The organism is Streptomyces sp. NPDC050147 (genome assembly GCF_040660195.1).
Taxonomy (GTDB): domain Bacteria; phylum Actinomycetota; class Actinomycetes; order Streptomycetales; family Streptomycetaceae; genus Streptomyces.
Genome location: NZ_JBFALJ010000022.1, coordinates 139,262 through 165,413, shown reverse-complemented (window position 1 = coordinate 165,413; position 26,152 = coordinate 139,262). Strand labels below are relative to the sequence as shown.

The window sequence follows — 26,152 nt, the reverse complement described above, 5'->3', positions numbered from 1 at the left end:
GCGCGCAAACGCACCACGGGGTCCGCTCCTTCGGCAGGAGAGGACCCCGTGGCGGGGGTGGAAACAGACTGTGCGTCAGCTCGTTGCGACGGGCAGGACGGAGCCCTTGTACTTGTCCTGGATGAACTGCTTCACCTCGGGTGAAGCGAGCAGTTCGGCCAGCTTCTCGACCCGGGGGTCGTCCTCGTCGCCCTTCTTGACGGCGAGCACGTTGTTGTACGGGTTGTCCTTGGGCGACTCGAGAAGGATGGCGTCCTTCTTGGGGCTGAGCTTGGCGTCGAGGGCGTAGTTGTTGTTGATGACCGCGGCTTCGACGTCTTCCAGGGAGCGGGGCAGCTGGGCGGGTTCCAGGGGCTTGATGGTCAGCTTCTTCGGGTTGGACGTGATGTCCCCGGGGGTGGCGGTCGAACCGGCCCCCTTCTTGAGCCCGATGACGCCCTTGGAGGCGAGGAGTTGCAGCGCCCTGCCTTCGTTGGTGGTGTCGTTCGGAATGGCGACGGTCGCGCCGGCGGGCAGCTCGGTGACGTCCTTCGCCTTCTTCGCGTACACCCCCATCGGCGGCAGGTAGACCTCGGTCACCGGCGTGAGCTCCGTCTTCTTGGACTTGTTGAAGTCCTCGAGGTACGGGGCGTGCTGGTAGAGGTTGGCGTCGAGGGACCCTTCCTGGAGCGCGGTGTTCGGCGTGACGTAGTCCGTGAACTCCGTGATCCGAAGGTCGAGTCCCTTCTTCTTCGCGAGGTTCTGCTTGATGTACGTGAGGACTTCGCCGGCCGGGGTCGGGGTGGCGCCGACGGTGAGCGTGTCGCTGTCGCCGCCTCCCGAGCCGGATCCGGCGCCGCACGCGGTCAGGCCGAGCGTGAGGGCGAGCGCGCCGGTGACGGCGGCCGTGACGTGCCTGCGGGGGGTGTTCCTGCGCATGATCAGAACGCCGCGACGACGGCGCCGTCGTACTTGTCGTCGATGAACTTCTTGACCTCGGGCGAGGTGAGGAGCTTGGCGAGCTTCTTCACGCGCGGGTCGTTCTCGTCGCCCTTCTTCACGGCGAGGAAGTTGCCGTAGGGGTTGCCCTTGGCGGGCTCGGCGACGATGGCGTCCTTGGCCGGGCTGAGCTTGGCCTCGAGGGCGTAGTTGCCGTTGATCACCGCGGCGTCGACGTCACCGAGGGAGCGGGGCACCTGGGCCGCCTCGATCTCCTTGAACTTGAGGTTCTTCGGGTTCTTCGAGACGTCCTTGGGGGTGGCCTCGTATCCGACGCCCTTCTTGAGCTCGATCAGGCCGTTGTCGGCCAGGAGCTTCAGCGCGCGGGCCTCGTTGGTGGTGTCGTTCGGGAGGGCGACCGTGGCGCCGTTCTTCAGACCGTCGAGCTTCTTGACGCTCTTGGAGTAGACGCCGAGCGGCTCCAGGTGCACCGTCGCGCTCGGGACGGGCACGATGTCCGTGCCGTTCTTCTTGTTGAAGTCGTCGAGGTACGGCTTGTGCTGGAAGTAGTTGGCGAAGACCTCGCCCTGCTCGACGGCGGTGTTCGGCGTGACGTAGTCGGTGAACTCCCGCACGTCGAGGTCGAGGCCGGCCTTCTTCGCCAGGTTCTTCTTGACGTAGTCGAGGATCTCGCCCTGCGGGGTGGGGGTCGCGGCGACGATGAGCGGGCCGTCCTTGTCGTCCGCGGCGGAGCCCTTGTCGGAGCCGCAGGCGGAGAGCCCGAGGGTGAGGGCTCCGGTGGCGAGGACAGCGGTGGTGATCTTGGTGGTGTTACGCACGAAAAGTGCCTTTCTCCATGGGTGGTACGCCCCGCGGTGGGGTGTGCGGGGTGAACTTCGGGTCCGGCCTCAGGAGGCCTGGGACGGGGACGGCTTGAGCTTGAGCAGGCGCAGCCTGGGAGCGACGCCCGACCGGCCGCCGCGCCGGTGCAGCCTGCGGGCCGCGTAGTCGCCCGCGAACTGGATGATCGAGATGACGACGGCGAGGATGCCGACGGTGATCCACATCAGTTCGGTCTCGAAGCGCTGGTAGCCGTAGCGGATGGCGATGTCGCCGAGGCCGCCCGCGCCGACGGCTCCGGTGATGGCCGAATAGCCGAGGATCGTGACGATCGTGGTGGTGGTGCTGGAGATCAGCGAGGGCAGCGACTCCGGCACGAGGACCTTGCGTACGACGGTCCAGGTGTTGCCGCCCATCGACTGCACGGCCTCGACGAGACCGCCGTCGACCTCGCGCACCGAGGTCTCCACGAGGCGCGCGAAGAACGGGATGGCACCGATCGCGAGCGGCACGATGGCGGCCTCACGGCCGATCGTCGTGCCCGTGATCCAGCGCGTGAGGCCCATCAGCGCGACCATGAGGATGATGAAGGGCATCGAGCGCGCGATGTTCACGACCTGCCCGATGAGCTTGTTCACGACCGTGTTCTGCAGCAGCCCGCCGCGGTCGGTGAGGACCAGCAGGATGCCGAGCGGCAGTCCGGCGACGACGGCTATCAGCGTCGACCAGCCCACCATGTAGAGGGTGTCCCAACAGGCCTGCTCCAGCAGGGGCTGCATCTCCGACCAGGTCACTTGGCACCTTCCTTGACCAGCAGCGTGGCGTCCTTCGGCGTGGTCACGTGGTCTTCGCCCGCGATGTCGACCTGGAGTCCCTGCTCGCGCAGGAAGCCGATCGGGACGACGTTCTCCTCGAAGCGGCCCGGCAGCTCGATGCGCATGCGGCCGACCTGCTTGCCCGCGACGGTGTCCATCGCGGCGCCGAGGATCGAGATGTCGATGTTGTACGTGCGCGACAGCTGGGAGATGACCGGCTGGGTCGCGGCCTCGCCGTGGAAGGTCACGTCGACGACGGTGCGGTCGGCGCCCGTGGCGTCGCCGCTGACCGGGAAGAGCGCGGCGGCCAGTTCGGAGCCGGGCGTCGCGAGGAGCTCGGTGACGGTGCCGGACTCGACGATCCGGCCGTTCTCCATGAGGGCGGCGGAGTCGCAGACGCTCTTGACGACGTCCATCTCGTGCGTGATCAGCAGGACGGTCAGGCCGAGCTGCTGGTTGAGGTCGCGCAGGAGCTTCAGGATGGAGCGGGTGGTCTCCGGGTCCAGGGCGCTGGTCGCCTCGTCCGAGAGCAGCACCTTCGGGTCGCCGGCGAGCGCGCGGGCGATGCCGACACGCTGCTTCTGACCGCCGGAGAGCTGCGCCGGGTAGGACTTCGCCTTGTCGGCGAGGCCGACCAGGTCGAGGAGTTCGAGGGCCTTGCGGGAGCGCTCGGCGCCGCTGAGGCCGAGGATCTCCAGGGGCAGCTCGACGTTGTCCTTGACGGTGCGCGAGGACAGCAGGTTGAAGTGCTGGAAGACCATGCCGATGCGGCTGCGCGCCCGGCGCAGGTCCTTGCTCGCGCGGCTGCCGCGCCCCGCGAGGGCGGTGAGGTCCTGGCCGGCGACGCTGACGGTGCCGGCGGTGGGGCGCTCCAGGAGGTTCACGCAGCGGATCAGCGAGGATTTGCCGGCGCCGGACTGGCCGATGACGCCGTACACCTCGCCTTCGCGGACATGCAGATCGACGCCGTCGAGGGCAGTTACTTCACGACCGCGTGAGCGGTAGACCTTGGTGAGGCCGGAAGTGGTGATCACAGGGGTTTCCGTCACTGTCGAGTGCGCGGCGCGGTTTTCGCCGGGCACGGGGCATTCGTGGGGAACGCGGCACGGTTTCTCGCGGTGGCGAAAGGAACCGGAGGAGGTGTGCGCGGGGCAGGCTCGCTTCCTACGTCTCGTCCGCCGACAAGGCGTACGTTGCACAGGGGCGCGGCACAGCGGCTTCGCTTCGGGGCGCGATGCTCAGGGGTGGTGCGGGGGCCCTCAGAAGGCGCACATTCGACACATACAACGAGCACCGGGCGTCGTGATCGCCTCGGTCGCAGGGATGCGGCTGCTCGTCGTGGTCATGTGGACCAGTAAAACACGCGTGCGTCCGCGGCCCGCCACGGCTGTCCGCTATACGGACAACCGTTGGACAGGCGCGAACGCCCGGGGGCGGTCGCTCAGCCCTCTACGACGATCTCCACGCCGCCCTCGGTGGACTGCGCGGACACGTCCGAGAGGTCCTTCACGACGACGTCGGCGAAGAGCTCACCGGCGGTGTGCGTTGTGGCCAACGCCACGGTGGTCATGCCGGCCGCCCGTCCCGCGGTGAGACCCGCGGGCGCGTCCTCGAAGACCACGCAGCGCGCCGGGTCGACGCCCAGTTTCGCCGCCGCGAGCAGAAAGGGCTCCGGGTCGGGCTTGCCGCGCGTGATGTCGTCGGCGGCGATCAGCATCGCGGCGTCGATGCCGACCTCCGCGAGCCGGGCCTCGGCGAGGCGCCGTCCGGCGGAGGTGACGACGGCCCAGCGCTCCGGGGGCAGGGATGCGAGCAGCTCACGGGTGCCCGGCAGCAGCACGACGCCGCCCGCGACGTCGGAGACCTCGAGCTCCTCGATGCGGGCGACGGCCTCGGCCACGCGCTCGGCGGGCAGCATGTCGGCGATGATCTCGGCGGCGGGGCGGCCGTGCAGCTCGACCCGCTCGAACTCCTCGACGGTGATCCCGTACTCCTGCGCCAAGCGCCTCCAGCAGCGGTACACCGACTCCATGGAGGAGATGAGGGTGCCGTCGTTGTCGAACAGGAGCGCTTTAGCGTGGATCTTCATGGTGTCCGAGCGTACGGGCCACCCCTGGGGTGCACGCATCAGGTCTCAGGGGTGCCCGCGTCGGGGCACAGGGCTGCGCGCATCGGGGCACAGGGGTGCGCGCATCGGGGCACAGGGCCCGTAATAAAGTCGCCGCATGCTTGTTGCCCTGACGATCGCGACCGCCGTGGCCGCGCTCGCGCTCGCCGCGTGGTGCGGCTTCGCCGCCTACCGGGACCAGCCGACCAAGGACTGGCACTTCATCGGCATGGGCGTGGTGACCTTTTTGGCCACGGTCCAGCTGATCGTCGGCATCGTCCAGCTGGCGCGGGGCGAGAAGCCCGAGCAGGGCATGACGATCTTCATCGCGTATCTGATCGGTTCCTTCGCCTGCGTCCCGGCGGCGGGCTTCATGTCCCTCGCCGAGCGCACCCGCTGGGGCTCCATCACGGTCGCCGCGGGCGGCGTGGTCCTCGCCGTGCTCCAGGTGCGGCTCTACGACATCTGGGGAGGCTGAGGTGGCCCGGCAGAAGCTGGTCGGCGGGCCCGGCATCCTTCTGGTGTGGCTGTACGGGGTGATGGTGGTCGGCGCCGTGTCGCGCTCGGCCGTGCAGATCTCGACGGACTTCCACAAGGCACCGCTCGCCTACACGCTGTCCGCGCTCGCGGGTCTCGTCTACGGCTTCATCACGTACTCGCTGGTGCGCGGCGGTGAGAAGGCCCGCAGGGCGGCGCTGGTGTGCTGCGCCGCCGAGCTGGTGGGCGTCCTGGCGGTGGGGACGTGGACGCTCGTCGAGCCGTCCGCCTTCCCCGACGCCACGGTGTGGTCGGACTTCGGGATGGGCTATCTGTTCATCCCGGTGCTCCTCCCGGTCACGGCGATCTTCTGGCTGAACAAGGCGCGCAAGGCCTCGTAGAGCCCCTACGCGCTGGTCACGCAGGCGCTGGCGCTGATCTCCTTGGCGAGCGTGACGAGGGTGAGCCGGTCGTTCACCCGCTGGGTGCCCACAGCCACGTACCCGTGCTTGCGGTAGAGCTGGAGGTTCTGTTCGCTGCGGTGGCCGCTGAAGAGCTGGAAGCACTTGGCGGTGCCGCCCGACCCGAGGCGCCGCTCTATCGTGTTCAGGAGCCGACCGCCCAGGCCGTGGCGCTGCATCCTGGGGTGGACGATGAGTTTGCCGATCCGCGCCGTTCCGTCGGCGTCGACCGTGCCGCGCACCGACGCGACCACCTCGTCCCCGAGGCGGGCCACCAGTACGTTCCCGGTGGTCAGTTCGGCCTTGATGGAGTCGAGGGACTGCGTGAGCGGCTCGATGGAATAGTCGCCGTACAGCTCGGCCTCGCTCTGGTAGCACAGGTACTGCAGTTTGAGGATCTTCTCGGCGTCCTGCTCGCCCGCCTCCGAGATGGTCACGCTCATGCCCATGTGTGCATGCCTCCCGCTCACCTGCTCCGCCGGTTGTCTATCGCTCCCTTCCCCGCGGGTCAGGAGCTGCAACCTCCGCCGCGAGCATTCTGCGCAGGCATCCCAGGCAACGGGAACGTTCCGGCCCCAGGCTGCCCTGTGACATTCCCAACTCACCTGCGATCTCCCGGTAGGTGAGGTCTTTGGGTGACAGCAGGGCCGCCATGAGACCGGGGCACCGGCCGGGCAGTCTGCGCACCGCCGCGTGCAGGGTGCGCTCGCGGTCGGCCCGCAGGGCACGCTGCTCGGGCCCGCACTCGGAGTCGTCCGCGGGCTCGGCCGTGTACGCCACCTCGCGCTCTTCCGTACGCCGGCTGCGGCGCGCCTCGGAGGCCACGGCGGCGCGCAGCCAGGTGGCCGGGTCGGCGGGTGGGTCGGCGGCCTCCATGCGTTCGAGGAGGCGCAGCCAGACGGCCTGTTCGAGGTCGCCGGGGTCGGCGCCGGAGCCGTGCGCCGCGGCGGACGCCTCGGCGGCGAGGAGCGGACGCAGTGCCGGGATGAGCGAGTGAGTCATGCAGGGCTGAGTCATGAAAGGCCTGACGCGGCCGCCCCGGCAGGAGGTTGCCGGGGCGGCCGTCTGTCACCCCAAGCGGGGCCGGGCGATCAGTCGTTGACGAAGTCCGCGCGGGCGAGCAGCGCGGTGTCGCAGTTGTCGGAGAAGATCCCGTCGATGCCCGTCTCGAAGTAGGCCTTGAAGGCTCCGAAGGCGTCGCCGTAGGCGGCCGGGTCGGTTCCCTTCCTGAAGTTCGTGGGCAGGAAGGTGTTCTCGTTGCGCATCGTGTACGGGTGCAGGATCAGACCCGCCTGGTGCGCGTCCTTGACCAGAGTGGTCGGGGTGCCGAGGCTTCCGTCGGGCTTCCTGGGGATGATCAGGTCGAGCGTGGGGCCGATGCCCTGCGCGAACGACGCCATCCACGTGAGGCCCTCGGGCTTGATGAGGTCGGCGACGGTGCGCGGGTCGCCCGCCTCGACGAAGTCCCAGGGGCGGGAGCTCGCGCCGGACAGGAGCACCACGAGCGGCGGGTCGACCAGCTTGTTCAGGCGCTGGATGCTGCTGGGCTCGAAGGACTGCAGGAAGTTCGGCGAACCCTTCTTGTGACGGCCGTACTTGCGAAGGAGTTTGGCGAGCGGCTCCTCCAGGCCGAGGCCCAGCTTGCGGAAGTACGTGGGGTGCTTGGTCTCGATGTGCAGCCAGACCCGCTTGCCGCGCTCCCGGCCTTGCTTGTCGGCCCACCGGAAGACCTCCTCCAGGGTGGGCACGTCCCAGCGGCCGTCGTAGAGCGTGTTGCGCTGGCGGGTGCCGGGGATGCGCTCCTTGGCCCGCAGCGTCTTCAGCTCGGCGAGCGTGAAGTCCTCGGTGAACCAGCCGGTGTACGAGGTGCCGTCCACGGTTTTGGTGGTCTTGCGGGACGCGAACTCGGGGTGCGCGGCGACATCCGTCGTCCCGGTGATGTCGTTCTCGTGACGGCATACGAGATGACCGTCCTTGGTGGGCACGATGTCCTGCTCGATGACGTGCGCGCCCATGTCGAGGGCGAGCTGGTACGCGCCGATCGTGTGCTCGGGCCGGTAGCCGCTGGCGCCGCGGTGCGCGACGACCGTGGGCACCGGCAGGTCCTTGTGACCCCCGTGCCCGTGCTTCCCGTCGGCTCTCGCCACGCCGGGCAGTCCTACGACAGCTGTGCCCGCCCCGAGGACCGCCGCTCCCAGTACCGCGCGCCGTCCCGGCCGCCGCTCCCCCGAACCCGACTGCCCCGGCTTCCGCGTAGTCATTGAGCGCTCCTCCCGATGTACTGCCTTGCACCTGACAAAGCGGCTCGATCGTAGGTGGCCGCACGTGACGGACGGGAGACCCCGGACCGAACGGAAGGATGACGCCGGATGGCTACTGGTGTGCGAGGTGGGGTCCATTCGGTGAGCACGGTCCGGCGCGGACTGCCTTCGGACTGCCTTCAGACTGCGTGGCAGCGCGTGACCGCGGTGCGTGACAAGGGCCACTAGGACGCGCCACAGGCCGCACACAGGGATAACGTCGTCACAGGGAGAGCGGTCCGAGGGCTACACCACGCACCTGCGTGTCAACTCTGCGTATCCAGTGCGTGAACCCGATGTGCGGTGAGCGGGGACCCGCGAGTATCGTCCTCACCTGCACATACTCGTCGTCGACCCGTTGACACCGGAGGGCCCGTTGTCCCGTCTCGCGCTCATCAAGGCTGTGCTCGGACCGATCTTGCGTCTGATGTTCCGCCCTCGGGTGGAAGGCGCCGAGAACATTCCGGGCACCGGTCCGGTCATCATGGCCGGAAACCACCTCACGTTCATCGACTCGATGATCATGCCCCTCGTCTGCCCGCGTCCGGTGTACTTCATCGGCAAGGACGAGTACGTCACGGGCAAGGGACTCAAGGGCCGCCTGATGGCCTGGTTCTTCACCGGCTCCGGCATGATCCCCGTGGACCGCGACGGCGGACACGGCGGTGTCGCCGCCCTGATGACCGGGCGACGCGTCCTGGAGGAGGGCAAGCTCTTCGGCATCTACCCCGAAGGCACCCGCTCGCCCGACGGCCGCCTGTACCGCGGCCGTACGGGCATCGCCCGGCTCACCCTCATGACCGGTGCGCCCGTGGTCCCCTTCGCGATGATCGGCACGGACAAGCTCCAGCCGGGCGGCAAGGGCCTTCCGCGTCCGGGCCGCGTGACGGTGCGCTTCGGTGAGCCGATGGAGTTCTCGCGCTACGAGGGCATGGACCGCGACCGCTATGTGCTGCGGGCCGTGACCGACTCCGTGATGACGGAGGTCATGCAGCTCTCCGGTCAGGAGTACGTGGACATGTACGCCACCAAGGCGAAGGCGGCGTAGCCCGGGGCTCGGTCTTTGGCAGTGCGCCCGCCCGGCGCTCGGGGCTTCCCCCGACACCGGGCGGGCGTTTCGTGTTGCCTGCGGGCCCCCCGTGGCTGGCCGCGCCCACGCGGCGGAGCCGCACCATGTCACAGCCCCGCGCCCCTTCGGGGCGCTCCTCAGTGCTCGATGCCGTCCTCCAGCTTTGAGCCCTTCAAGAGGAACCAGGCCACCACCGCGGTGACGAGCAACACCACGGCCCCCGCGCCGGCGGCAAGGCGCAGGCCGTCGACGAAGGCGTCCTGGGCCGAGTGCAGCAGGGCCTGGGCCTCGTGGGCGGGGAGGGCCGCCGAGGATTCCACCGCGCCGCCCAGCGACTCGTGGGCGGCTGCCGCCACCTCGGGCGGGGTGCCCGCCGGGGCGGTGAAGTCGCGGTAGACGCCGGTGACGATGGAGCCGAGCAGGGCGATGCCGAGTGCCGCTCCCAGTTCGTACGCCGTCTCGGAGACCGCGGACGCGGCGCCCGCCTGTTCCTTGGGCACGCTGGAGAGGATGACGTCGGCGGTCACCGTGAACGAGAAGCCCGCGCCGATGCCGACGACCAGGAGCGAGGCGCCGAGCAGCGGATATCCGGTGCTCTGCTCCAGCGTGGTGAGCGCCGCCAACGCGATGCCCACCGCCGCGAGCCCGCCGGCGACCACCACGCGCACGGAGAACCGCCGCGCGACCATGCCGGCGATCAGACCGGCCGCAACGGCGCCCACCGCTGCGGGCAGTTCGGCCAGGCCCGCTTCGAAGGGCCGCCGCCCCTGGACCAGTTGCAGGAACTGGGAGAGGAAGAAGACCAGGCCCGAGAGCCCGAGCACCGTGAGCAGGTCGGCGAGGACCGCCCCGGAGAAGCCCCGGTTACGGAAGAGGCGCATGTCCAGGAGAGGCGCCGTCAGGGTGAGCTGGCGCCGTACGAACCAGGTGAGCGCCGCCACGCCGAGCACGGCGGCCACCCCGATGTCCCAGCGGATCCCGTGCGCCGCCGCCTCCTTGATGGCGTACACGACCGCGATGATGCCGATGAGCGAGAGCACGACGCTGATCAGGTCCCACGGGCCCGGCGCCGGATTCTTCGACTCGGGCAGGAACTTGATGCCCACGACGACCAGGACCGCCATCACCGGAAGGTTGATCAGGAAGACCGAGCCCCACCAGAAGTGTTCGAGCAGCAAGCCGCCGACGACCGGCCCGACGGCGGCGCCGGCCGACGCCATCGCGCCCCAGATGCCGACCGCGAGGCTGCGCTCGCGCGGGTCGTGGAAGATGTTGCGGATCAGCGCGAGTGTGGACGGCATCAGCGTCGCGCCCGCGACGCCGAGCAGCGCCCGGGCCAGCATCAGGAGTTCCGGAGTGGTCGCGTAGGCGTTGAGGACCGAGACCGCGCCGAAGGCGACGGCGCCGATCAGCAGGAGCTTCTTGCGTCCGATGCGGTCACCGAGGCTGCCCATGGAGACGAGCAGACCGGCGATGACGAACGAGTACACGTCGCCGATCCACAGCAGCTGCGTGCCGGTGGGCTTGAGGTCCTCGCTGATGTACGGGGTCGCGAGGCCGAGCACCGTCGCGTCCACGGCGACGAGCAGCACGGCCAGGACCAGCACGGCGAGCGCGAGCCAGCGGCCGGGGCTGCGCTCGACCTCCGCCGGCTCTGTGCGCTTTTCGATGCTGGTCATGGTTCCACTCTCCGTTGTGCTCCGCCGATCAGCAGCTCGGCGATCATGTGTGTGAAGTCCTTGGCGGCCACGCGGCCGTCCAGTACGGCCCAGGCGGCCGCGCCGATGAGTCCGTACAGCGCCTCCGTGAGCCAGGCGGGGCTCAGGTCGATGCGGAACTCCCCGCTCTCCTGGCCGCGCCGGAACAGCGCGCCGATGCTGTCGTCGAGCCGGGACCAGCCCTCGTGCTGCGCGTCGTCCTCGAAGAGCTGGTTCTCGGTGACGAGGAACGCGAGCAGACCCGCGGCCGGCTGGATCTCTTTCACCAGACGGCGCACGGCCTGTTCGGCGCTGTCCTCGCCGAGCCTGGCCGCCTCCAGGGCGGCCTCGCACTCCTGTATGCCGAGCTCTTCCAGGGCGCGTACGAGGGCGTCGCGCCCGGCGAAGTGGCGGTGCAGGGTGGCCCGGCTGATCCCCGCCGCGCGCGCCACCTCGTCCATCGTGGCGGAGCCTTTGCGGGTGAGGAGGGCCGCGGCGCTGCGCAGCACCTGGTCGCGATCGACTGACATGAGACAACCATAGGCCATGTGAGACAAATTTGTCTCACAAGATACGTGCACCCCTCACCGAGGCGTGCCACGGGTTGGTCAGTGCCAGGGCAGCTGCCGGCGCCTCTCCCAGTACGCGGCGGGCTCCTCCACCAGCCCCGCGAGCCGCTCCAGCTGCCCGGCGTCGAGGTCCACGGCCGCCGCGTGCAGGTTCGAGAAGAGCTGGACCGAGGTGGCGGCGCCGGAGAGGACCACGCCCGCCCACGGCTGCCGGAGGACCAGGGCCAGGGCGACCGCGTCGCAGCCGAGCCCGGTGGCCCCGGCGATCTCGCGCAGAGCCGCGGGGGCCTGCGGGTCGGCGAGGCGGCCGTTGGCCATGGCCTCCTTGACCAGTACGGTGAGCCCCGCGTCATGGGCCTCGGCGAGCGCGGAGCCCGCCGATGTCTCCAGGACGTTGTACGTGGCCTGCACCGTACGGAAGAGGGGCGCGCCGTCGACGGTCACCTCTAGCGCGGCGCGGATCGCGGCCGCCTGCTGAGGGCCGCTGACGGACAGCCCGACCGTCACGCCCGTGGCCGCCAACTCTGCGAGTGCGGCGTGCAGTTCCTTGTCGGTGAGGGCGGGACTCTCCGGCGTCACGGAGTGGATCTGGTACAGGTCGAGCCGCTCACCGAGCAGTTGCGCGCTCTCTTCGCGCTGCCTGACGTACGCCGCGAGGCTGTGGTCCTTGACCTCGTGCGGGCCCGCGGCGTCGGCGTTCCACGCGGCCGTGTACGTGTAGCCCCACTTGCTGCCGATGACGACGTCGTGGATGTCGGGCCTGGCGTGCAGCCAGTCGGCGAGGAACTCCTCGGACCGACCGTAGGAGCGCGCCACGTCGATGTACCGCACGCCCAACGCGTAGGCCGCGTCCAGGAGTTCGATGGTGCGCTCGCGCAGGGCCTCGACGCTGCGCGAGGGCGGCAGGTCGGCGTCGCGGCCGAGCGTGATGTAGCCGGGCCTGCCGACGGCGGCCAAGCCGAAGCCGATGTGGGCGGTGGGGGTCGTTGCTGCGGCCAGACGCGAGAAGGGCATCGCGGGCTCCGTTCGGTCGACTCCTTCGGCTCCTTGCGAAGATGACCAACGTAACCCGCGATGCCCACGTCAACGCGGTACGCGCTGCCCCGGCGTCACTGGCGCGCCGCGGCCCACTCCTGCTGTGCCGTCAGATCGGCCTTGACCTCGGCGAGCTGGGCGGCGACGGCCGAGGGCGCGGTGCCGCCGCGGCCGTTGCGGGATGCCAGGGCGCCGGCGACGTTCAGGACGGTGCGGACCTCGGGGGTGAGGTGCTCGGAGATCTTGGCGAACTGCTCGTCCGTGAGCTGGTCGAGCTCGATGCCGTGCGCCTCGCACTCCTTGACGCAACTGCCGGCGACCTCGTGCGCCACTCGGAACGGCACACCCTGCTTGACCAGCCACTCGGCGATGTCCGTGGCGAGCGAGAAGCCGGCCGGGGCCAGCTCCTCCATGCGCTCGCGGTGCACGGTGAGCGTCGCCATCATGCCGGTGAAGGCGGGGAGCAGGACCTCCAGCTGGTCGCAGGAGTCGAAGACCGGCTCCTTGTCCTCCTGGAGGTCGCGGTTGTACGCGAGCGGGAGCGCCTTGAGCGTCGCCATCAGGCCCGTCAGGTTGCCGATGAGACGCCCCGACTTGCCGCGCGCCAGCTCGGCGATGTCCGGATTCTTCTTCTGCGGCATGATCGACGACCCGGTCGAGAAGGCGTCGTGGAGCGTGACGAAGGAGAACTCCTTCGTGTTCCAGAGAATGACCTCCTCGGCGATCCGCGAGAGGTTCACGCCGATCATCGCGGTGATGAAGGCGAACTCCGCCGCGAAGTCCCGGGACGCCGTCCCGTCGATGGAGTTGGCCACCGAGCCGTGCTCGAAGCCGAGGTCCGCGGCGACGGCCTCGGGGTCGAGGCCGAGGGAGGATCCCGCGAGCGCGCCCGAGCCGTACGGCGAAACGGCCGTCCGCTCGTCCCACTGCCGCAGGCGTTCGGCGTCCCGGGAGAGAGACTGGACGTGCGCGAGGACGTGGTGGGCGAAGAGCACGGGCTGCGCGTGCTGGAGGTGCGTACGGCCCGGCATGGCGACGTCCGGGTGCGCCTCGGCGAGGCCGACGAGCGCGCCCTGGAGGTCGGCGATGAGGCCGCCGATGACGCGGGCGTGGTCCCGCAGGTACATGCGGAAGAGCGTCGCCACCTGGTCGTTGCGGGAGCGGCCCGCGCGGAGCTTGCCGCCGAGGTCCGCTCCGAGGCGCTCCAGCAGGCCCCGCTCCAGGGCGGTGTGGACGTCCTCGTCGGCGATGGTGCCCACGAAGGAGCCGTCCGCCACGTCGGTCTCCAGCTGCTCGAGCCCGGCCAGCATGCGGGTCAGCTCGTCCTCGGTGAGCAGCCCCGCCTTGTGGAGCACGCGCGCGTGGGCGCGGGACCCGGCGATGTCGTACGGCGCGAGGCGCCAGTCGAAGTGGACCGACGCCGACAGTTTGGCCAGGGCCTCGGCCGGGCCGTCCGCGAACCGGCCGCCCCAGAGCCGGACGTCACCGCCGTTGTTGCTGCTCACTTCACGTACTCCTTAGCCTGCATTCGCCGTTATGCATGAGTATGCAGAACTCCGTATGTTTCGTCAATCCGGCCATGGCACGAGCCGGTGCGTGAAGTCATTAGACAGGCGAAAGATCTCGACGAATAATCCCTGGCCATGGGAAAGACTCACGAACGCATCGACGGCAGACTCCGCTCCTTCATCGAGGCTCAGCCCGTCTTCTTCACCGCCACCGCACCCTTGGCCGACGACGGCACGGTCAACCTCTCCCCCAAAGGCCTCACCGGCTCCCTCGCCGTCATCGACGACCTCACCGTCGCCTACCTGGACTTCGCGGGCAGCACCTCGGAGACCGTCGCGCATCTGCGGGAGAACGGCCGCATCACGCTGATGTGGTGCGCCTTCCAGGGCCCGCCGAACATCGTCCGGGTGCACGGCCGCGGCGAGCCCGTCTTCCGCGACGACCCGCGCTGGGCGGAGCTGCTCGGGCATTTCCCCGACATAGACCCGACCCCGCACGGACTGCGCGCGATCATCGTCGTGAAGGCCGAACTCGTCCGCGACAGCTGCGGATACGCGGTGCCCTTCATGTCGTACGACGAGGACCGCGACCTGCACGGCAAGCGCTTCGCGCGTGAGGACGACGCTTCGCTGAGCGCCTACTTCGCCAAGAAGGAGCACATCGCACAGAGCATCGACGGCCTGCCCGGACTGCCGCTGCCCTTGCCTCCTACTACGGTCTGAGCCCTGCGCCGGGTCCGCGCCGTCGGGACGACGGCGGGGACCGCCGCCGTCACGCGCCACTCAACGACTCCGCCAACTTCATGTAGCGACCACATATCGAGACGGGTTTGCGTCGTGCCGCACGGCGGCGTTGCATCGCCGGGTGCAAACCGAACAGACGACCCCCAGTTCAACGGAGAGCGGCGACAAGGCGGCCCGCCTCGCCGTCACGGTCTTCCCCGTCCTCGTACTCGCCGCGGGCGTGCTCGGCCTGATGGCGCCGGACGCCTTCAAGAGCTGGGGCGGTGACGTCCCGTACCTCCTGGGTCTCGTGATGTTCTGCATGGGGCTCACCATGACCCCGCTCGACTTCCAGGGCGTCGTCAAGCGGCCCTGGGCCGTCGCGCTCGGCCTTGTCGCGCATTACGTGATCATGCCGGGGCTCGGCTGGCTGATCGCCCACGCGCTCGGGCTCTCGCCCCAGTTGGCGGCCGGCGTGATCCTCGTGGGCTGCGCGCCGAGCGGGACCGCCTCCAATGTCGTGACGTACCTGGCGCGCGGCGACGTGGCCCTCTCCGTCTCGGTGGCCACCGTGTCGACCGTGCTCGCGCCGCTCATCACGCCGCCGCTGACGCTGCTCCTCGCGGGCGAGTACCTGCCCGTGGACGCGGGGTCGATGGTCACGGACATCCTCAAGACCGTGCTGCTCCCGGTCATCGCAGGTCTCGCCGTCCGGCTGCTGTTCGGCCGCTCCATCGGGCGGGTCCTCAGCGCTCTTCCGTGGCTGTCCGCCCTGACCATCGCCGTCATCGTGGCGATCGTGGTCGCGGGCAGCGCGGCGGCCATCAAGTCGGCCGCCCTGCTCGTGTTCCTCGCCGTCGTCCTGCACAACGGCCTCGGCCTCGCGCTCGGCTACGGCGCGGGCAAGCTGGCCCGCCTCGGCCCGCCGGCGTCGCGGGCCATGGCCTTCGAGGTCGGCATGCAGAACTCAGGGCTCGCGGCGTCGCTCGCCACCGCCCACTTCAGCCCGCTGGCCGCGTTGCCCGCCGCCGTGTTCTCCGTGTGGCACAACGTCTCGGGCGCGCTGGTCGCGGCGTGGATGGCGCACCGGGCGCGGCGTTCCGAACAGTCCTGACGCATCAGCGAACGCCGGACGGGCTGATGAGAATCAGCCCGTCCGGCGTTCGAGGACGAACTCGGCGAAGCCGGTGATGGACGGCGCCCGAGGCCAGGGGCCCGGTCAGTGTTCGTTGGACGCCAGTCGCAGCAAATGATCCGCCAGCGCCTGGCCCCCCATGGCCTCCCGGCTGATCAGCATCAGGGTGTCGTCCCCCGCGATCGTTCCCAGGATGTCGTGCAGTTCCGCCTGGTCGATCGCCGAGGCGAGGAACTGGGCCGCGCCCGGCGGTGTGCGCAGGACGACCAGGTTGGCCGAGGCCTCCGCGGAGATCAGGAGCTCCGCGGAGAGGCGGCGCATCCGCTCCTCCTTGGCGGACTCCCCCAGCGGCGCGCGCGGCGTGCGGAAGCCGCCCTCGCTCGGCACCGCGTAGATGAGGTCGCCCTCGGCGTTGCGGATCTTCACCGCGTTCAGCTCGTCCAGGTCCCGCGAGAGCGTCGCCTGGGTGACGGTGAGGCCGTCGTCGGCGAGCAGCTTCGCCAGCTGACTCTGGGAGCGCACCGGCTGCCGGTTGAGGATGTCCACGATCCGGCGGTGGCGTGCGGTGCGGGTCTGCGGCACGGCGGGCCCGGCGTGATCCGGGTGCTCCGCGTGCTCGTTGCCTTGCGCCTGGCTCATCGTCGTCTCATTCTCCGGATCGTTCGTCCCCGTCGGCCGCGGTGGCCTGGTCAAGCACGCCTGGCAGCACCCCGAGGAGCGCGTCCACCTCGTCGTCGCGCACGTTCAGCGGCGGCATCAGCCGTACGACATCGGGGGCGGGCGCGTTCACCAGGAAGCCTGCGTCCTGAGCCGCCTGCTGCACCTGGGGCGCGAGCGGCTCGGTGAGCACGATACCCAGCAGCAGGCCCGCACCCCGGACGTGGCCCACGAGCGGGTGTCCGAGTGACTCGATTCCGTCGCGCAGCTTCTCGCTCACCCGCTTCACGTTGTCCAGGAGCCCGTCGGCCTCGATCGTGTCGAGTACCGCGAGTCCGGCGGCGCATGCCACGGGGTTCCCGCCGAACGTCGTTCCGTGGTGACCGGGCTTGAGGAGCCCGGCCGCCGCGCCGAACGCGACCGTCGCGCCGAGCGGCAGACCGCCGCCGAGGCCTTTCGCGAGTGTGACGACGTCGGGCTGCACGCCCTCGTGCGCGAGGTACTCGAACCAGTGGCCGGTACGGCCGATTCCGGTCTGCACCTCGTCGAGGACGAGGAGGGTTCCGGTGGCCGTGGTGATCTCGCGGGCCGCCTTCAGGTAGCCGGCGGGCGGCACCACGACGCCGTTCTCGCCCTGGATGGGCTCGATGACGACGAGGGCGGTCTCTTCGGTGACCGCTGCCCGCAGGGCCTCGACGTCGCCGTACGGGACGTGCGTGACGTCACCGGGCAGCGGCAGGAACGGCTCCTGCTTGCCGGGCTGGCCGGTGAGCGCGAGCGCCCCCATGGTCCGGCCGTGGAAGCCGCCCTCCGTGGCCACCATGTGCGAACGCCCGGTCAGCCGGCCGATCTTGAAGGCGCCTTCGTTGGCCTCGGCGCCGGAGTTGCAGAAGTACACCCGCCCCTCGCGCCCGAAGAGCTGGAGCAGCCGCTCCGCGAGTGCCACCGGCGGCTCGGCGACGAAGAGGTTCGAGACGTGGCCGAGGGAGGCGATCTGGGTGCTGACCGCCTCGACGACCGCCGGATGGGCGTGGCCGAGCGCGTTGACCGCGATGCCGCCGACGAAGTCGACGTACTCCTTGCCGTCGGCGTCCAGAAGCTTGCTGCCCGCGCCGCGCACGAGGGGGAGCCTGGGGGTGCCGTAGTTGTCCATCAGCGCGTCCTGCCAGCGCTTGGTCAGCTCCTCGTTGCCGGTCATGCCGCTTCCCCCTCTGTCGCGTTGCCGGATACGCCGGGCGCGTCGGGCACGACCATCGTGCCGATGCCCTCGTCGGTGAAGACCTCCAGCAGGATCGAGTGCTGGACGCGTCCGTCGATCACGCGGGCCGTCTCGACGCCGTTGCGCACGGCGTGCAGGCAGCCCTCCATCTTCGGGACCATGCCGCTGGCCAGCTCGGGCAGGAGCTTCTCCAGCTCCTTCGCGGTCAGGCGGCTGATCACCTCGTCGCTGTTCGGCCAGTCCTCGTAGAGCCCCTCGACGTCCGTGAGGACCATCAGGGTTTCGGCGTCCAACGCAGCCGCAAGTGCCGCAGCCGCCGTATCAGCATTGACGTTGTAGACATGGTGATCGTCCTGGGAGCGTGCGATCGAGGAGACGACCGGGATACGGCCGTCGGCGAGCAGCGCCTCGATGGCGCCGGTGTCGATCTCGGTGATCTCGCCGACCCGGCCGATGTCGACCAACTCGCCCTCGATGCGGGGCTGGTGCTTGGTGGCCGTGATGGTGTGCGCGTCCTCGCCGGTGAGACCGACGGCGAGCGGGCCGTGCTGGTTGAGCAGGCCGACGAGCTCGCGCTGGACCTGCCCCGCCAGCACCATGCGTACGACGTCCATGGCGTCCTCGGAGGTGACGCGCAGGCCCGCCTTGAACTCGCTGACGATGCCGTGCCGGTCGAGGGCCTTGCTGATCTGCGGTCCGCCGCCGTGCACGACGACGGGCTTGAGGCCCGCGTGGTGCAGGAAGACGACGTCCTGCGCGAAGGCCGCCTTCAGCTCCTCGTCGACCATGGCGTTGCCGCCGAACTTGATGACGACGGTCTTGCCGCGGTGCCGGGTCAGCCAGGGCAGCGCCTCGATGAGGATCTGCGCCTTGGGGAGCGCGGTGTGCTTGCGCGCGGTCGGGTTGCCGCTGGTGCTGCCGCTGATGTTGCCGCTCATGAGGAGTACGCGCTGTTCTCGTGGACGTAGTCGGCGGTGAGGTCGTTGGCCCAGATCACGACCGGCTCGGTGGTTCCGGCCGCCAGGTCCGCGGTGATCCTGACTTCGCGGTAGCGCATGTCGACGAGGTCGCGGTCCTCGCCCACGCTGCCGTTCTTGCAGACCCAGACGTCGTTGATGGCGACGTTCAACTGGTCCGGCTCGAAGGCGGCCTTCGTGGTGCCGATGGCGGAGAGCACCCGGCCCCAGTTGGGGTCCTCGCCGTGGATGGCGCACTTGAGGAGGTTGTTGCGGGCGATGGAGCGGCCCACCTCGACGGCGTCCTCCTCGGTCGCGGCGTTGACCACCTCGATCCGGATGTCCTTGCTGGCGCCCTCGGCGTCGCCGATGAGCTGGCGCGCGAGGTCGTCGCAGACGGTGCGGACGGCCTCGGCGAACTCGGCGTACTCGGGAGCGACCTGGGAGGCGCCGGAGGCCAGGAGCAGCACCGTGTCGTTCGTCGACATGCAGCCGTCGGAGTCGACCCGGTCGAAGGTGACCTTCGTGGCGTCCCGCAGGGCCTTGTCCAGGACGTCGGCTTCGAGGTCGGCGTCCGTGGTGAGGACGACGAGCATGGTGGCGAGGCCGGGGGCGAGCATGCCCGCGCCCTTCGCCATGCCGCCGACCGTCCAGCCGCCACGGACGGCCACGGCCGTCTTGTGCACGCTGTCGGTGGTCTTGATCGCGATGGCGGCCTTCTCGCCGCCGTGCGCGGAGAGTTCACCGGCCACTGCCTCGACGCCCGGCAGGAGCTTGTCCATGGGGAGCGTGACGCCGATGAGCCCGGTCGACGCGACGGCGACCTCGCCCGCGTTCAGATCGAGCGTCTCGGCGACCTTCTCGGCGGTGGCGTGCGTGTCCTGGAAACCCTGGGGGCCCGTACAGGCGTTGGCGCCACCGGAGTTGAGGACGACGGCCGAGACGAGCCCGCCCTTGACCACCTGCTCCGACCAGAGGACGGGGGCGGCCTTGACGCGGTTGGAGGTGAACACGCCCGCGGCGGCCAGGCGGGGCCCGGTGTTGACCACGAGGGCCAGGTCCGGGCTGCCGTTCTCCTTGATCCCGGCGGCGATGCCCGCCGCCGTGAATCCCTTAGCTGCCGTCACACTCACGGCGCGACTCCGATCGTAGTCAGCCCGGTGGCCTCGTCGAGGCCGAGGGCGATGTTCATGCTCTGCAGGGCGCCGCCCGCGGTGCCCTTGGTGAGGTTGTCGATGGCGCTGATCACGATGACGCGGCCCGCCGCCTCGTCGTACGCGACCTGGATCTGCACGGCGTTCGAGCCGTACACGGCGGACGTCGCGGGCCACTGCCCCTCGGGGAGCAGGTGCACGAACGGTTCGTCCGCGTAGGCCTTCTCGTACGCGGCCCGCACGGAATCGGCGGTGACGCCCTCCGTCGCCTTCGCGCTGCACGTCGCGAGGATGCCGCGGGCCATCGGGGCCAGAGTGGGCGTGAAGGAGACGGTGACGGGGGTGCCCGCGACCGCGGAGAGGTTCTGGATCATCTCCGGGGTGTGCCGGTGGACGCCGCCCACGCCGTAGGGCGACATGGAGCCCATGACCTCGGAGCCGAGCAGGTGCGGCTTGAGCGCCTTGCCCGCGCCCGAGGTCCCGGTAGCGGCGACGATCACCGCTTCGGCCTCGGCGAGCCCGGCGGCGTACGCGGGAAAGAGCGCGAGCGTGACCGCGGTGGGATAGCAGCCGGGCACCGCGATGCGCCGGGCCCCCTCCAGGGCCGCGCGGGCGCCCGGCAGCTCGGGCAGACCGTAGGGCCAGGTCCCGGCGTGCTCGCTGCCGTAGAACTTCTCCCAGTCGGCCGCGTCCTTCAGCCGGAAGTCGGCGCCCATGTCGACCACGAGGACGTCCGGGCCGAGCTGCTCGGCGACGGCGGCGGACTGGCCGTGAGGCAGGGCGAGGAAGACGACATCGTGACCGGCGAGGACCTCGGCGGTGGTCGGCTCCAGGACACGGTCGGCGAGCGGCATCAGGTGCGGCTGCAGCGCGCCCAGGCGCTGACCCGCGTTCGAGTTGCCGGTCAGGGCGCCGATCTCCACCCCGGGGTGGACGAGGAGCAGACGCAACAATTCACCGCCCGCGTACCCACTCGCTCCTGCCACTGCTGCGCGTACCGCCATGGAACCCTCCTCCTGGAGAGCATGACTATACGCATGGCCGCAGTTTTATGCAACGAGCCCAAGGCGGCACGGGAGCGCACAGCAGCCGAGTTCCCTGCCGGGCGGCGATGAGTTTGCGCGGAAGCAAGGGTCACTACAGGCAGACAGACAAGACAGGCAGAAAGACCGACAACGCCCCGCCCACGACAGGAGAACGTCATGCCCCGCATCACACCCACCCTCTGGTTCGACACGCAAGGCGAGGACGCCGCCACGTTCTACGTGTCGGTCTTCCCGAACTCGAAGATCACGAACGTCTCCCACTACGGCGATGCCGGGCCGCGGCCGGCCGGGACCGTGATGACCATCGAGTTCGAGCTCGACGGCCGGCCTTACCTGGCGCTCAACGGCGGCCCCCAGTTCACCTTCAACGAGGCGGTCTCCTTCACGATCGAGTGCGCCGACCAGGCAGAGGTGGACCACTACTGGACGAAGCTCTCCGAGGGCGGCGAGGAAGGCCCCTGCGGCTGGCTCAAGGACAAGTTCGGCCTCTCCTGGCAGGTCGTCCCCGCCGCCCTGGGCGAGCTCCTGACGGACCCCGACGCGGCACGGGCGCAGCGCGCCATGGCGGCCATGCTCGGCATGAAGAAGCTCGACGTGGCGGCGCTGTACGCGGCGGCGGACCAGAAGTGAGCGTCCCAAGGCCCGCCGAAACGGCTTGACTTGGAGTTGGCTCCAGCTCCTAGGGTCGGAGCCGTCCGCCCGGCAACGGGCAAACGGCTCCACCTGGAGGTACCGGCATGACCAGCGTTTCCACCCGCCGTCTCGGAGCACTGACCGTCTCGGCGCAGGGGCTCGGCTGCATGGGGATGAGCCACGCGTACGGCGCCTCGGACGACGCGCAGTCGATCGCGACGCTCCACCGCGCCCTCGACCTCGGCGTCACCCTGCTCGACACCTCCGACTTCTACGGCGCGGGCCACAACGAAGAGCTGATCGGCCGCGCGCTGGCCGGCCGCCGCGAGCAGGCCGTCATCGCCACGAAGTTCGGCTTCGCCAACCGCCTCGGCGAGCCGACGCGGATCAGGGGCGACGCGGCCTACGTACGACAGGCGTGTGACGCCTCGCTGCGGCGGCTCGGGGTCGACCACATCGACCTGTACTACCTGCACCGCGTCGACCAGGACGTGCCCATCGAAGAGACCGTCGGCGCGATGGCCGAGCTCGTCGAGGCCGGGAAGGTGCGTCACCTCGGGCTCTCCGAGGCGAGTGCGCCCACGATCCGGCGGGCGCACGCGGTACATCCGATCGCCGCGCTGCAGAGCGAGTGGTCGTTGTGGACGCGGGACCTGGAGGCGGAGATCGCGCCGGTCTGCCGTGAACTCGGCGTCGGCATCGTGCCGTTCTCGCCGCTCGGCCGTGGCTTCCTGACCGGGCGCTACACCTCGGTGGCCGGTCTCCAGGAAGGGGACATGCGGCGCGGTCAGCCGCGGTTCGCCGACGGGAACCTGGAGCGGAACCTGCCCATCGTCACCGCCCTCAACACGCTCGCCGAGGAGAAGGGCGTCACCGCGGGGCAGCTCGCCCTTGCCTGGGTGCAGCACCGCGGCGACGACGTGGTGCCGATCCCGGGCACGCGCCGGGAGAAGTACCTCACGGAGAACCTGGGCGCGCTCGCCGTCGAGCTCTCGGCCGAGGAACTCGCGGCGATCGACGCGGCGGCACCGGCGGACGCGGTCGCCGGGACGCGGTACGACGAGGGCAGTCTCGCGTTCGTCGACAAGTAGACATCCTGGGGTCCGGGCCCAGGCCGGGGGCCGCGTAACCTGCGGACATGGCCTTTCCGGACGCGACAGCCGAACCGCACGGCACGGGACGCGTGGGGGGCCTTCGGGCCTTCCACGGAGTACCCGATGTCCTGGCGTTTCTGGCGGGGAACTGGCAGGTGGAGCGGACGGCCCTGGACGTGGCGGGCAACGCGGAGGGCCACTTCTCGGGCACGACGGTGTTCACCCCGGCCGACGGCGGCGGCCTCCTGCACCATGAGTCCGGGACCTTCACCTGGCGCGGCACTCCCCGCCCCGCCGAACGCACCCTCCGCTTCGTGCCGGGCGACGACCCGGCCACCGCGCGGGTCCTGTTCGCCGACGGCCGCCCCTTCCACGACCTCGACCTGCGCACGGGCAGGCACACCGCCGACCACCCGTGCGCGCTCGACCTCTACCGCGGCGAGTTCGAGGTGTACGACGAGCGGCACTGGCGGATGCGGTGGCGGGTCGCGGGCCCCGCCAAGGACCTGATCCTCACGACCACGTACGCGCGGCGCGACGGCGGACCGCTCACTGCAGCCCGAGCGCCATCCACTTCGCCGGGTCTTCCAGAGCCCCGAACCCGACCCTTTCGTACACCCCGTGCGCATCGGCCGTGGCCAGCAGAATCCGGCGCAGACCGCACGGCTCGAGATGGTCCCTGACCGCGGCCACGAGCGCGCTCCCGAAGCCCTTGCCGCGCACCGACCGGTCCACGTACACGTCACAGAGCCAGGCGAAGGTCGCGTGATCCGTGACCACACGGGCGTACGCGACCTGCTTGCCCGAAGCCGCCTCGTACACGCCGAAGTTGAGCGACCCGGCGATCGCGCGGTCCTGCTTCTCGCGGGATCGCCCCATGGCCCAGTACGCGTCGGTGGAGAGCCACTGATGGACGCGGGCGGCATCGAGGCGGGCGGCGTCGGTGGACAACTCGTACCCGGCGGGAAGCGTCTGAAGTGCGTCGGTCATGAGGGCAAGCCTCGCAGCCGCCCCGATGGGCGGCCTCAGCGGGCGGACCCCCACACCTCGTCGCACGCCCCTCGAAGCCTGCGCACCCCCTCGGCGATCTCCCCGACCCCGGCGACCGCGGCGAAGCTCATTCTCAGGTACGCCGCCGGGGGCTCGGCCGCGAAGTACGGGCGCCCCGGAGCCACCGCGACGCCCGCGCGCAGCGCCGCGCCCGCCAGGGCCGCCTCGTCCGTGCCGTCGGGCAGGCGCAGCCACAGGAGATAGCCGCCCGCGGGGATGTGCGGCAGAGCGAGTTCGGGCAGCTCACGACGGAGGGCCGCGGCCATCGCGTCCCTGCGGTCCTTCAACTCGCCCGCCACGTGCCGCAGATGGCGCGGCCAGGCCGGAGAGCCGACCAGTTCGAGCGCCGCCTCCTGAAGCGGTCTCGGCACGAAGAAGTGGTCGACGACCTGGATGGCGCGCAGCCGCTCGAGGACCGGTCCGCGCGCGGCGAGCGCGCTCACCCTAAAGCTCGGCGACGTGGCCTTGGTGAGCGAGCAGACGTGCACGACGACCCCGTCGGGGTCGTCGGACTGCAGGGGTCTCGGCAGGGGCCCCGCGTCCTCGTGGACGAGGCGGCGCACGAAGTCGTCCTCGATGACGAAGGCCCCGGCCTCGCGGGCGATGCGCAGCACCTCCGGTCGGCGCTCGGCCGAGAGCACCGCGCCCGTGGGGTTCTGGAACAGCGGCTGGCAGACGAACACCCGCGCCCCCGTCGCCTTGAACGCCGCGGCGAGCAGCTCGGGACGTACGCCGTCCACGTCCACCGGCACCGGAACGGGCCGCAGCCCCGCCGCGCGGGCGATGGCCAGCATGCCGGGATACGTCGGCGACTCGACCAGGACGGGCGCGCCCGGCGGGGCGAGGGCCCGCAGCGCCGTGGTGAGCCCGCTCTGGCCGCCGGCGGTGATCAGCACCTCGGCGGCCGTGATCGCGCCGCCGATGCCCCGCGCGAACCACTCCCGCAGCTCGGGCAGCCCGTCGATCGGCGGCCTCCCCCACGCGCCGGGCCGCCGCCCCGCCCGCGCCAGGGCCGCCGCCATCGCGCGCTCGGGCTGCAGCGAGGGATGCAGATAACCGCCGTTGAACTCGATGACGCCGTGCGCGGGCGCCGCGAGCGTGGCCAGGACCCCGGAGGCGTCCACGGCGCGCGGCACCAGCTCCGTGGCCGCGTCGGCGCTCAGCGACACCTCCTGCCACGAGGTGTCCCCCGCCGGCGCCGCGGCGGCCTGCGTTTCGGCGCGGAAGACACCGGCGCCGGGCCGGGAGACGACCAAACCCTCGGCGGCCAGCTGTCCCAGGGCCCGCGACACGGTCACCGGGCTCACCCTGAACCGATCGACCAGCGCCCGACTCGACGGCAGCTTTCCACCTGGTGAGTAGCGGTCCAGCTCGCCCCGCAACTGTTTTGCCAACTCAGCGACACTGCTACCCTCATGCATGACAGCACAGGATAGCGCTACTCGCCCGAACCGAGTAGCAGTCACCACGGGAACCGGCCTCGCGGAGAGCACGGGCATAGCCGAGAGCGGGGACGCCCGGCGCGCCGAGCCCCCGCAGCACGGCTCCCGCCGCGCGGGCACCGTCATGGCGGCGCTCGGCGTCACCGCCTTCTCGCTCACCTTCCCCTCCACCGCCTGGGGCCTCGAGGGCATCGGCCCCTGGTCGTTCGTGGCCCTGCGCTGCGTCCTGAGCGCCGTCATCGCGGGTGGCGCCCTGCTCGCCCTGCGCATCCCGCTGCCCGCCCGCCGCCACTGGGCTGGGCTCGCGGTCGTCGCCGCCGGAGTGGTCGTCGGCTTCCCGCTGCTCACCACGCTCGCCCTGCAGACCTCCACCACCGCCCACGCGGCCGTGGTCGTCGGCCTGCTCCCCCTCACCACGGCCGTGTTCTCGGCGCTGCGCACCGGAGCGCGACCCTCCCGGACGTTCTGGGCCGCGGCCCTCACCGGCGCGGCAGCGGTGATCGCGTTCACGGTCCAGCAGAGCGGCGGCGCCCTGTCGACCGCCGACCTCTACCTCTTCGCCTCGCTCCTGATCTGCGCGGCCGGATACACCGAGGGCGGCCGGCTCGCCCGCGAGATGCCGGGCTGGCAGGTCATCGGCTGGGCGCTGGTCCTGTGCCTGCCGCTCGCCGTCGTGGGGGCTGCCGTCGCCCTCCAGCACGAGCCCTTCCAGCTCACCGGGCACAGCACCGCGGGCCTGCTCTACGCGGCCATCGGCTCGCAGTTCCTCGGCCTGGTCGTCTGGTACCGCGGCATGGCCATGATCGGCGTGCCCAAGGCCAGCCAGCTGCAGCTGGCGCAGCCGCTGCTCACGCTGGTCTGGTCGGTCTTCCTGCTCGGCGAGCACCTCACCCCGGCCGCGCCGCTGACCGCCGCCGCGGTCCTCGTGTGCATCGCGGTCACCCAACGGGCGCGCGGCTAGGGCCCGGCTCACCCACCGGACGTAGACTGACGGCCACGGAAAGCAACCGCAGAGTGGGACGAGGAGGTCGCTCCAGATGCGCGCAACCGTAGGCGACAAGCTGGTGGTCCACGGCAGGGTCGTCGGGCAGCACGACCGGATCGCGGAGGTCGTCGAGGTGCTCGGCACGGACGGCGGACCGCCGTACCGCGTGCGCCTCGAGGACGGCCACGAAACGGTCATGTCGCCGGGCCCCGACACCGTCGTACGGCACCAGGACCCGGCTCAGTAGCCCCCGGCCGGGGAC

Annotated in this window: 28 protein-coding genes and 1 pseudogene; 10 read left to right on the top strand and 19 right to left on the bottom strand. The window is 70.6% G+C overall.

Going from position 1 to position 26,152, the window contains the following annotated elements; all coding sequences use genetic code 11:
• Positions 1–75 precede the first annotated feature (75 nt).
• The 5 genes from AB0I94_RS29640 to AB0I94_RS29620 form a co-directional block, all read right to left on the bottom strand.
• Positions 76–918, bottom strand: coding sequence for a MetQ/NlpA family ABC transporter substrate-binding protein (locus tag AB0I94_RS29640; protein ID WP_363312751.1), 843 nt, complete (start codon positions 916–918; stop codon positions 76–78).
• 2 nt (positions 919–920) lie between these two features.
• Positions 921–1,757, bottom strand: coding sequence for a MetQ/NlpA family ABC transporter substrate-binding protein (locus AB0I94_RS29635; RefSeq protein WP_363312750.1), 837 nt, complete (start codon positions 1,755–1,757; stop codon positions 921–923).
• A gap of 69 nt (positions 1,758–1,826) precedes the next feature.
• Entirely contained in the window at positions 1,827–2,552 is a 726-nt protein-coding gene (locus AB0I94_RS29630) for a methionine ABC transporter permease (protein WP_363312749.1), read from the bottom strand.
• Positions 2,549–3,607, bottom strand: coding sequence for an ATP-binding cassette domain-containing protein (locus AB0I94_RS29625; RefSeq protein ID WP_363312748.1), 1,059 nt, complete (start codon positions 3,605–3,607; stop codon positions 2,549–2,551). Before AB0I94_RS29625 ends, AB0I94_RS29630 begins: the two co-directional genes overlap by 4 nt.
• A gap of 407 nt (positions 3,608–4,014) precedes the next feature.
• Positions 4,015–4,662, bottom strand: coding sequence for an HAD family hydrolase (locus AB0I94_RS29620; RefSeq protein WP_363312747.1), 648 nt, complete (start codon positions 4,660–4,662; stop codon positions 4,015–4,017).
• A gap of 136 nt (positions 4,663–4,798) precedes the next feature.
• Between AB0I94_RS29620 and AB0I94_RS29615 the strand changes: the two genes are divergently transcribed.
• Together AB0I94_RS29615 and AB0I94_RS29610 are read left to right on the top strand one after the other, a co-directional pair.
• Positions 4,799–5,158: a hypothetical protein gene (locus AB0I94_RS29615; protein WP_363210953.1), complete on the top strand. Its 360-nt coding sequence runs from the start codon at positions 4,799–4,801 to the stop codon at positions 5,156–5,158.
• Between the two features lie 61 nt (positions 5,159–5,219).
• On the top strand, positions 5,220–5,558 hold the full coding sequence (locus tag AB0I94_RS29610) for a hypothetical protein (RefSeq protein WP_363312765.1): 339 nt from the start codon (positions 5,220–5,222) through the stop codon (positions 5,556–5,558).
• A 5-nt stretch (positions 5,559–5,563) separates the two neighbouring features.
• On the opposite strand, the gene AB0I94_RS29605 is transcribed toward AB0I94_RS29610, so the two are convergent.
• The 3 genes from AB0I94_RS29605 to AB0I94_RS29595 all read right to left on the bottom strand — a co-directional run bounded on the left by AB0I94_RS29605 (position 5,564) and on the right by AB0I94_RS29595 (position 7,879).
• Positions 5,564–6,067 carry a GNAT family N-acetyltransferase gene (locus AB0I94_RS29605; protein WP_363312746.1) on the bottom strand — a complete coding sequence of 168 codons (504 nt, stop codon included), beginning with the start codon at positions 6,065–6,067 and terminating at the stop codon, positions 5,564–5,566.
• Between the two features lie 37 nt (positions 6,068–6,104).
• Positions 6,105–6,620, bottom strand: coding sequence for a sigma-70 family RNA polymerase sigma factor (locus AB0I94_RS29600; protein ID WP_363312745.1), 516 nt, complete (start codon positions 6,618–6,620; stop codon positions 6,105–6,107).
• Positions 6,621–6,709: 89 nt separating this feature from the next.
• Complete coding sequence (locus AB0I94_RS29595) at positions 6,710–7,879, bottom strand: glycerophosphodiester phosphodiesterase (RefSeq protein ID WP_363312744.1); 1,170 nt, start codon at positions 7,877–7,879, stop codon at positions 6,710–6,712.
• Between the two features lie 466 nt (positions 7,880–8,345).
• Here AB0I94_RS29595 and AB0I94_RS29590 point away from each other — a divergent pair, with 466 nt between their 5' ends.
• Complete coding sequence (locus AB0I94_RS29590) at positions 8,346–8,966, top strand: lysophospholipid acyltransferase family protein (RefSeq protein WP_361056899.1); 621 nt, start codon at positions 8,346–8,348, stop codon at positions 8,964–8,966.
• 158 nt (positions 8,967–9,124) lie between these two features.
• Here AB0I94_RS29590 and AB0I94_RS29585 read toward each other — a convergent pair whose 3' ends face one another.
• The 4 genes from AB0I94_RS29585 to argH all read right to left on the bottom strand — a co-directional run bounded on the left by AB0I94_RS29585 (position 9,125) and on the right by argH (position 13,793).
• On the bottom strand, positions 9,125–10,666 hold the full coding sequence (locus AB0I94_RS29585) for an MFS transporter (RefSeq protein WP_363312743.1): 1,542 nt from the start codon (positions 10,664–10,666) through the stop codon (positions 9,125–9,127).
• Positions 10,663–11,214 carry a helix-turn-helix domain-containing protein gene (locus AB0I94_RS29580; protein WP_363312742.1) on the bottom strand — a complete coding sequence of 184 codons (552 nt, stop codon included), beginning with the start codon at positions 11,212–11,214 and terminating at the stop codon, positions 10,663–10,665. Before AB0I94_RS29580 ends, AB0I94_RS29585 begins: the two co-directional genes overlap by 4 nt.
• 78 nt (positions 11,215–11,292) lie before the next feature.
• Positions 11,293–12,267: an aldo/keto reductase gene (locus AB0I94_RS29575; RefSeq protein ID WP_363312741.1), complete on the bottom strand. Its 975-nt coding sequence runs from the start codon at positions 12,265–12,267 to the stop codon at positions 11,293–11,295.
• Positions 12,268–12,362: 95 nt separating this feature from the next.
• Positions 12,363–13,793 (bottom strand): argininosuccinate lyase, encoded by a 1,431-nt coding sequence (gene argH / locus AB0I94_RS29570; RefSeq protein ID WP_363312740.1) that lies wholly within the window; start codon positions 13,791–13,793, stop codon positions 12,363–12,365.
• 138 nt (positions 13,794–13,931) lie between these two features.
• Between argH and AB0I94_RS29565 the strand changes: the two genes are divergently transcribed.
• The gene (locus AB0I94_RS29565; RefSeq protein WP_363312739.1) at positions 13,932–14,519 is read left to right on the top strand and encodes a pyridoxamine 5'-phosphate oxidase family protein; all 588 of its coding nucleotides are present in this window, start codon (positions 13,932–13,934) and stop codon (positions 14,517–14,519) included.
• A 142-nt stretch (positions 14,520–14,661) separates the two neighbouring features.
• A complete protein-coding gene (locus AB0I94_RS29560) occupies positions 14,662–15,633 on the top strand; it encodes a bile acid:sodium symporter family protein (protein ID WP_363312738.1) in 972 nt (323 codons plus the stop codon).
• Between the two features lie 105 nt (positions 15,634–15,738).
• Here the strand turns inward: AB0I94_RS29560 and AB0I94_RS29555 are convergent, their stop codons facing one another.
• Genes AB0I94_RS29555 through argC form a run of 5 tightly spaced genes read right to left on the bottom strand, consistent with a single transcriptional unit; the run spans position 15,739 to position 20,644 of the window.
• A complete protein-coding gene (locus AB0I94_RS29555) occupies positions 15,739–16,293 on the bottom strand; it encodes an arginine repressor (protein WP_363312737.1) in 555 nt (184 codons plus the stop codon).
• Positions 16,294–16,300: 7 nt separating this feature from the next.
• Complete coding sequence (locus AB0I94_RS29550) at positions 16,301–17,509, bottom strand: acetylornithine transaminase (protein ID WP_363312736.1); 1,209 nt, start codon at positions 17,507–17,509, stop codon at positions 16,301–16,303.
• Positions 17,506–18,456: an acetylglutamate kinase gene (gene argB, locus AB0I94_RS29545; RefSeq protein ID WP_363312764.1), complete on the bottom strand. Its 951-nt coding sequence runs from the start codon at positions 18,454–18,456 to the stop codon at positions 17,506–17,508. The genes AB0I94_RS29550 and argB overlap by 4 nt, the downstream gene beginning before the upstream one ends.
• An 8-nt stretch (positions 18,457–18,464) precedes the next feature.
• On the bottom strand, positions 18,465–19,619 hold the full coding sequence (gene argJ / locus AB0I94_RS29540) for a bifunctional glutamate N-acetyltransferase/amino-acid acetyltransferase ArgJ (protein WP_363312735.1): 1,155 nt from the start codon (positions 19,617–19,619) through the stop codon (positions 18,465–18,467).
• Entirely contained in the window at positions 19,616–20,644 is a 1,029-nt protein-coding gene (argC, locus tag AB0I94_RS29535) for an N-acetyl-gamma-glutamyl-phosphate reductase (protein WP_363312734.1), read from the bottom strand. The genes argJ and argC overlap by 4 nt, the downstream gene beginning before the upstream one ends.
• 198 nt (positions 20,645–20,842) lie before the next feature.
• Here argC and AB0I94_RS29530 point away from each other — a divergent pair, with 198 nt between their 5' ends.
• The 3 genes and pseudogenes from AB0I94_RS29530 to AB0I94_RS29520 all read left to right on the top strand — a co-directional run.
• The gene (locus tag AB0I94_RS29530) at positions 20,843–21,316 is read left to right on the top strand and encodes a VOC family protein (protein WP_363312733.1); all 474 of its coding nucleotides are present in this window, start codon (positions 20,843–20,845) and stop codon (positions 21,314–21,316) included.
• A 107-nt stretch (positions 21,317–21,423) separates the two neighbouring features.
• Complete coding sequence (locus tag AB0I94_RS29525) at positions 21,424–22,410, top strand: aldo/keto reductase (RefSeq protein ID WP_363312732.1); 987 nt, start codon at positions 21,424–21,426, stop codon at positions 22,408–22,410.
• 47 nt (positions 22,411–22,457) lie between these two features.
• A pseudogene (locus tag AB0I94_RS29520) lies at positions 22,458–22,946 on the top strand (DUF6314 family protein); the annotation flags it as partial.
• A gap of 16 nt (positions 22,947–22,962) precedes the next feature.
• Here AB0I94_RS29520 and AB0I94_RS29515 read toward each other — a convergent pair.
• A complete protein-coding gene (locus tag AB0I94_RS29515) occupies positions 22,963–23,403 on the bottom strand; it encodes a GNAT family N-acetyltransferase (protein ID WP_363312731.1) in 441 nt (146 codons plus the stop codon).
• A 35-nt stretch (positions 23,404–23,438) separates the two neighbouring features.
• Positions 23,439–24,884 carry a PLP-dependent aminotransferase family protein gene (locus AB0I94_RS29510; RefSeq protein WP_363312730.1) on the bottom strand — a complete coding sequence of 482 codons (1,446 nt, stop codon included), beginning with the start codon at positions 24,882–24,884 and terminating at the stop codon, positions 23,439–23,441.
• On the opposite strand from AB0I94_RS29510, the gene AB0I94_RS29505 reads away from it, so the two are divergent.
• Together AB0I94_RS29505 and AB0I94_RS29500 are read left to right on the top strand one after the other, a co-directional pair.
• Complete coding sequence (locus AB0I94_RS29505) at positions 24,883–25,866, top strand: DMT family transporter (protein WP_363312729.1); 984 nt, start codon at positions 24,883–24,885, stop codon at positions 25,864–25,866. The two genes, AB0I94_RS29510 and AB0I94_RS29505, sit on opposite strands and share 2 nt — an antisense overlap.
• Positions 25,867–25,942: 76 nt before the next feature.
• Complete coding sequence (locus tag AB0I94_RS29500) at positions 25,943–26,137, top strand: DUF1918 domain-containing protein (protein WP_344528111.1); 195 nt, start codon at positions 25,943–25,945, stop codon at positions 26,135–26,137.
• The last annotated feature ends 15 nt before the right edge of the window (positions 26,138–26,152 follow it).

Bases quoted from the DNA above. Each gene is read 5' to 3' on its own strand.
- AB0I94_RS29555 (WP_363312737.1), bottom strand. From the start codon at position 16,293: ATGAGCCAGGCGCAAGGCAACGAGCACGCGGAGCACCCGGATCACGCC.
- AB0I94_RS29580 (WP_363312742.1), bottom strand. From the start codon at position 11,214: ATGTCAGTCGATCGCGACCAGGTGCTGCGCAGCGCCGCGGCCCTCCTC.
- AB0I94_RS29565 (WP_363312739.1), top strand. From the start codon at position 13,932: ATGGGAAAGACTCACGAACGCATCGACGGCAGACTCCGCTCCTTCATC.
- AB0I94_RS29500 (WP_344528111.1), top strand. From the start codon at position 25,943: ATGCGCGCAACCGTAGGCGACAAGCTGGTGGTCCACGGCAGGGTCGTC.
- AB0I94_RS29510 (WP_363312730.1), bottom strand. From the start codon at position 24,884: ATGCATGAGGGTAGCAGTGTCGCTGAGTTGGCAAAACAGTTGCGGGGC.
- AB0I94_RS29530 (WP_363312733.1), top strand. From the start codon at position 20,843: ATGCCCCGCATCACACCCACCCTCTGGTTCGACACGCAAGGCGAGGAC.
- AB0I94_RS29605 (WP_363312746.1), bottom strand. From the start codon at position 6,067: ATGGGCATGAGCGTGACCATCTCGGAGGCGGGCGAGCAGGACGCCGAG.
- AB0I94_RS29505 (WP_363312729.1), top strand. From the start codon at position 24,883: ATGACAGCACAGGATAGCGCTACTCGCCCGAACCGAGTAGCAGTCACC.
- AB0I94_RS29620 (WP_363312747.1), bottom strand. From the start codon at position 4,662: ATGAAGATCCACGCTAAAGCGCTCCTGTTCGACAACGACGGCACCCTC.
- AB0I94_RS29610 (WP_363312765.1), top strand. From the start codon at position 5,220: ATGGTGGTCGGCGCCGTGTCGCGCTCGGCCGTGCAGATCTCGACGGAC.
- AB0I94_RS29575 (WP_363312741.1), bottom strand. From the start codon at position 12,267: ATGCCCTTCTCGCGTCTGGCCGCAGCAACGACCCCCACCGCCCACATC.
- argC (WP_363312734.1), bottom strand. From the start codon at position 20,644: ATGGCGGTACGCGCAGCAGTGGCAGGAGCGAGTGGGTACGCGGGCGGT.
- AB0I94_RS29515 (WP_363312731.1), bottom strand. From the start codon at position 23,403: ATGACCGACGCACTTCAGACGCTTCCCGCCGGGTACGAGTTGTCCACC.
- AB0I94_RS29600 (WP_363312745.1), bottom strand. From the start codon at position 6,620: ATGACTCACTCGCTCATCCCGGCACTGCGTCCGCTCCTCGCCGCCGAG.
- AB0I94_RS29640 (WP_363312751.1), bottom strand. From the start codon at position 918: ATGCGCAGGAACACCCCCCGCAGGCACGTCACGGCCGCCGTCACCGGC.
- AB0I94_RS29525 (WP_363312732.1), top strand. From the start codon at position 21,424: ATGACCAGCGTTTCCACCCGCCGTCTCGGAGCACTGACCGTCTCGGCG.
- AB0I94_RS29550 (WP_363312736.1), bottom strand. From the start codon at position 17,509: ATGACCGGCAACGAGGAGCTGACCAAGCGCTGGCAGGACGCGCTGATG.
- AB0I94_RS29595 (WP_363312744.1), bottom strand. From the start codon at position 7,879: ATGACTACGCGGAAGCCGGGGCAGTCGGGTTCGGGGGAGCGGCGGCCG.
- AB0I94_RS29590 (WP_361056899.1), top strand. From the start codon at position 8,346: ATGTTCCGCCCTCGGGTGGAAGGCGCCGAGAACATTCCGGGCACCGGT.
- AB0I94_RS29585 (WP_363312743.1), bottom strand. From the start codon at position 10,666: ATGACCAGCATCGAAAAGCGCACAGAGCCGGCGGAGGTCGAGCGCAGC.
- AB0I94_RS29615 (WP_363210953.1), top strand. From the start codon at position 4,799: ATGCTTGTTGCCCTGACGATCGCGACCGCCGTGGCCGCGCTCGCGCTC.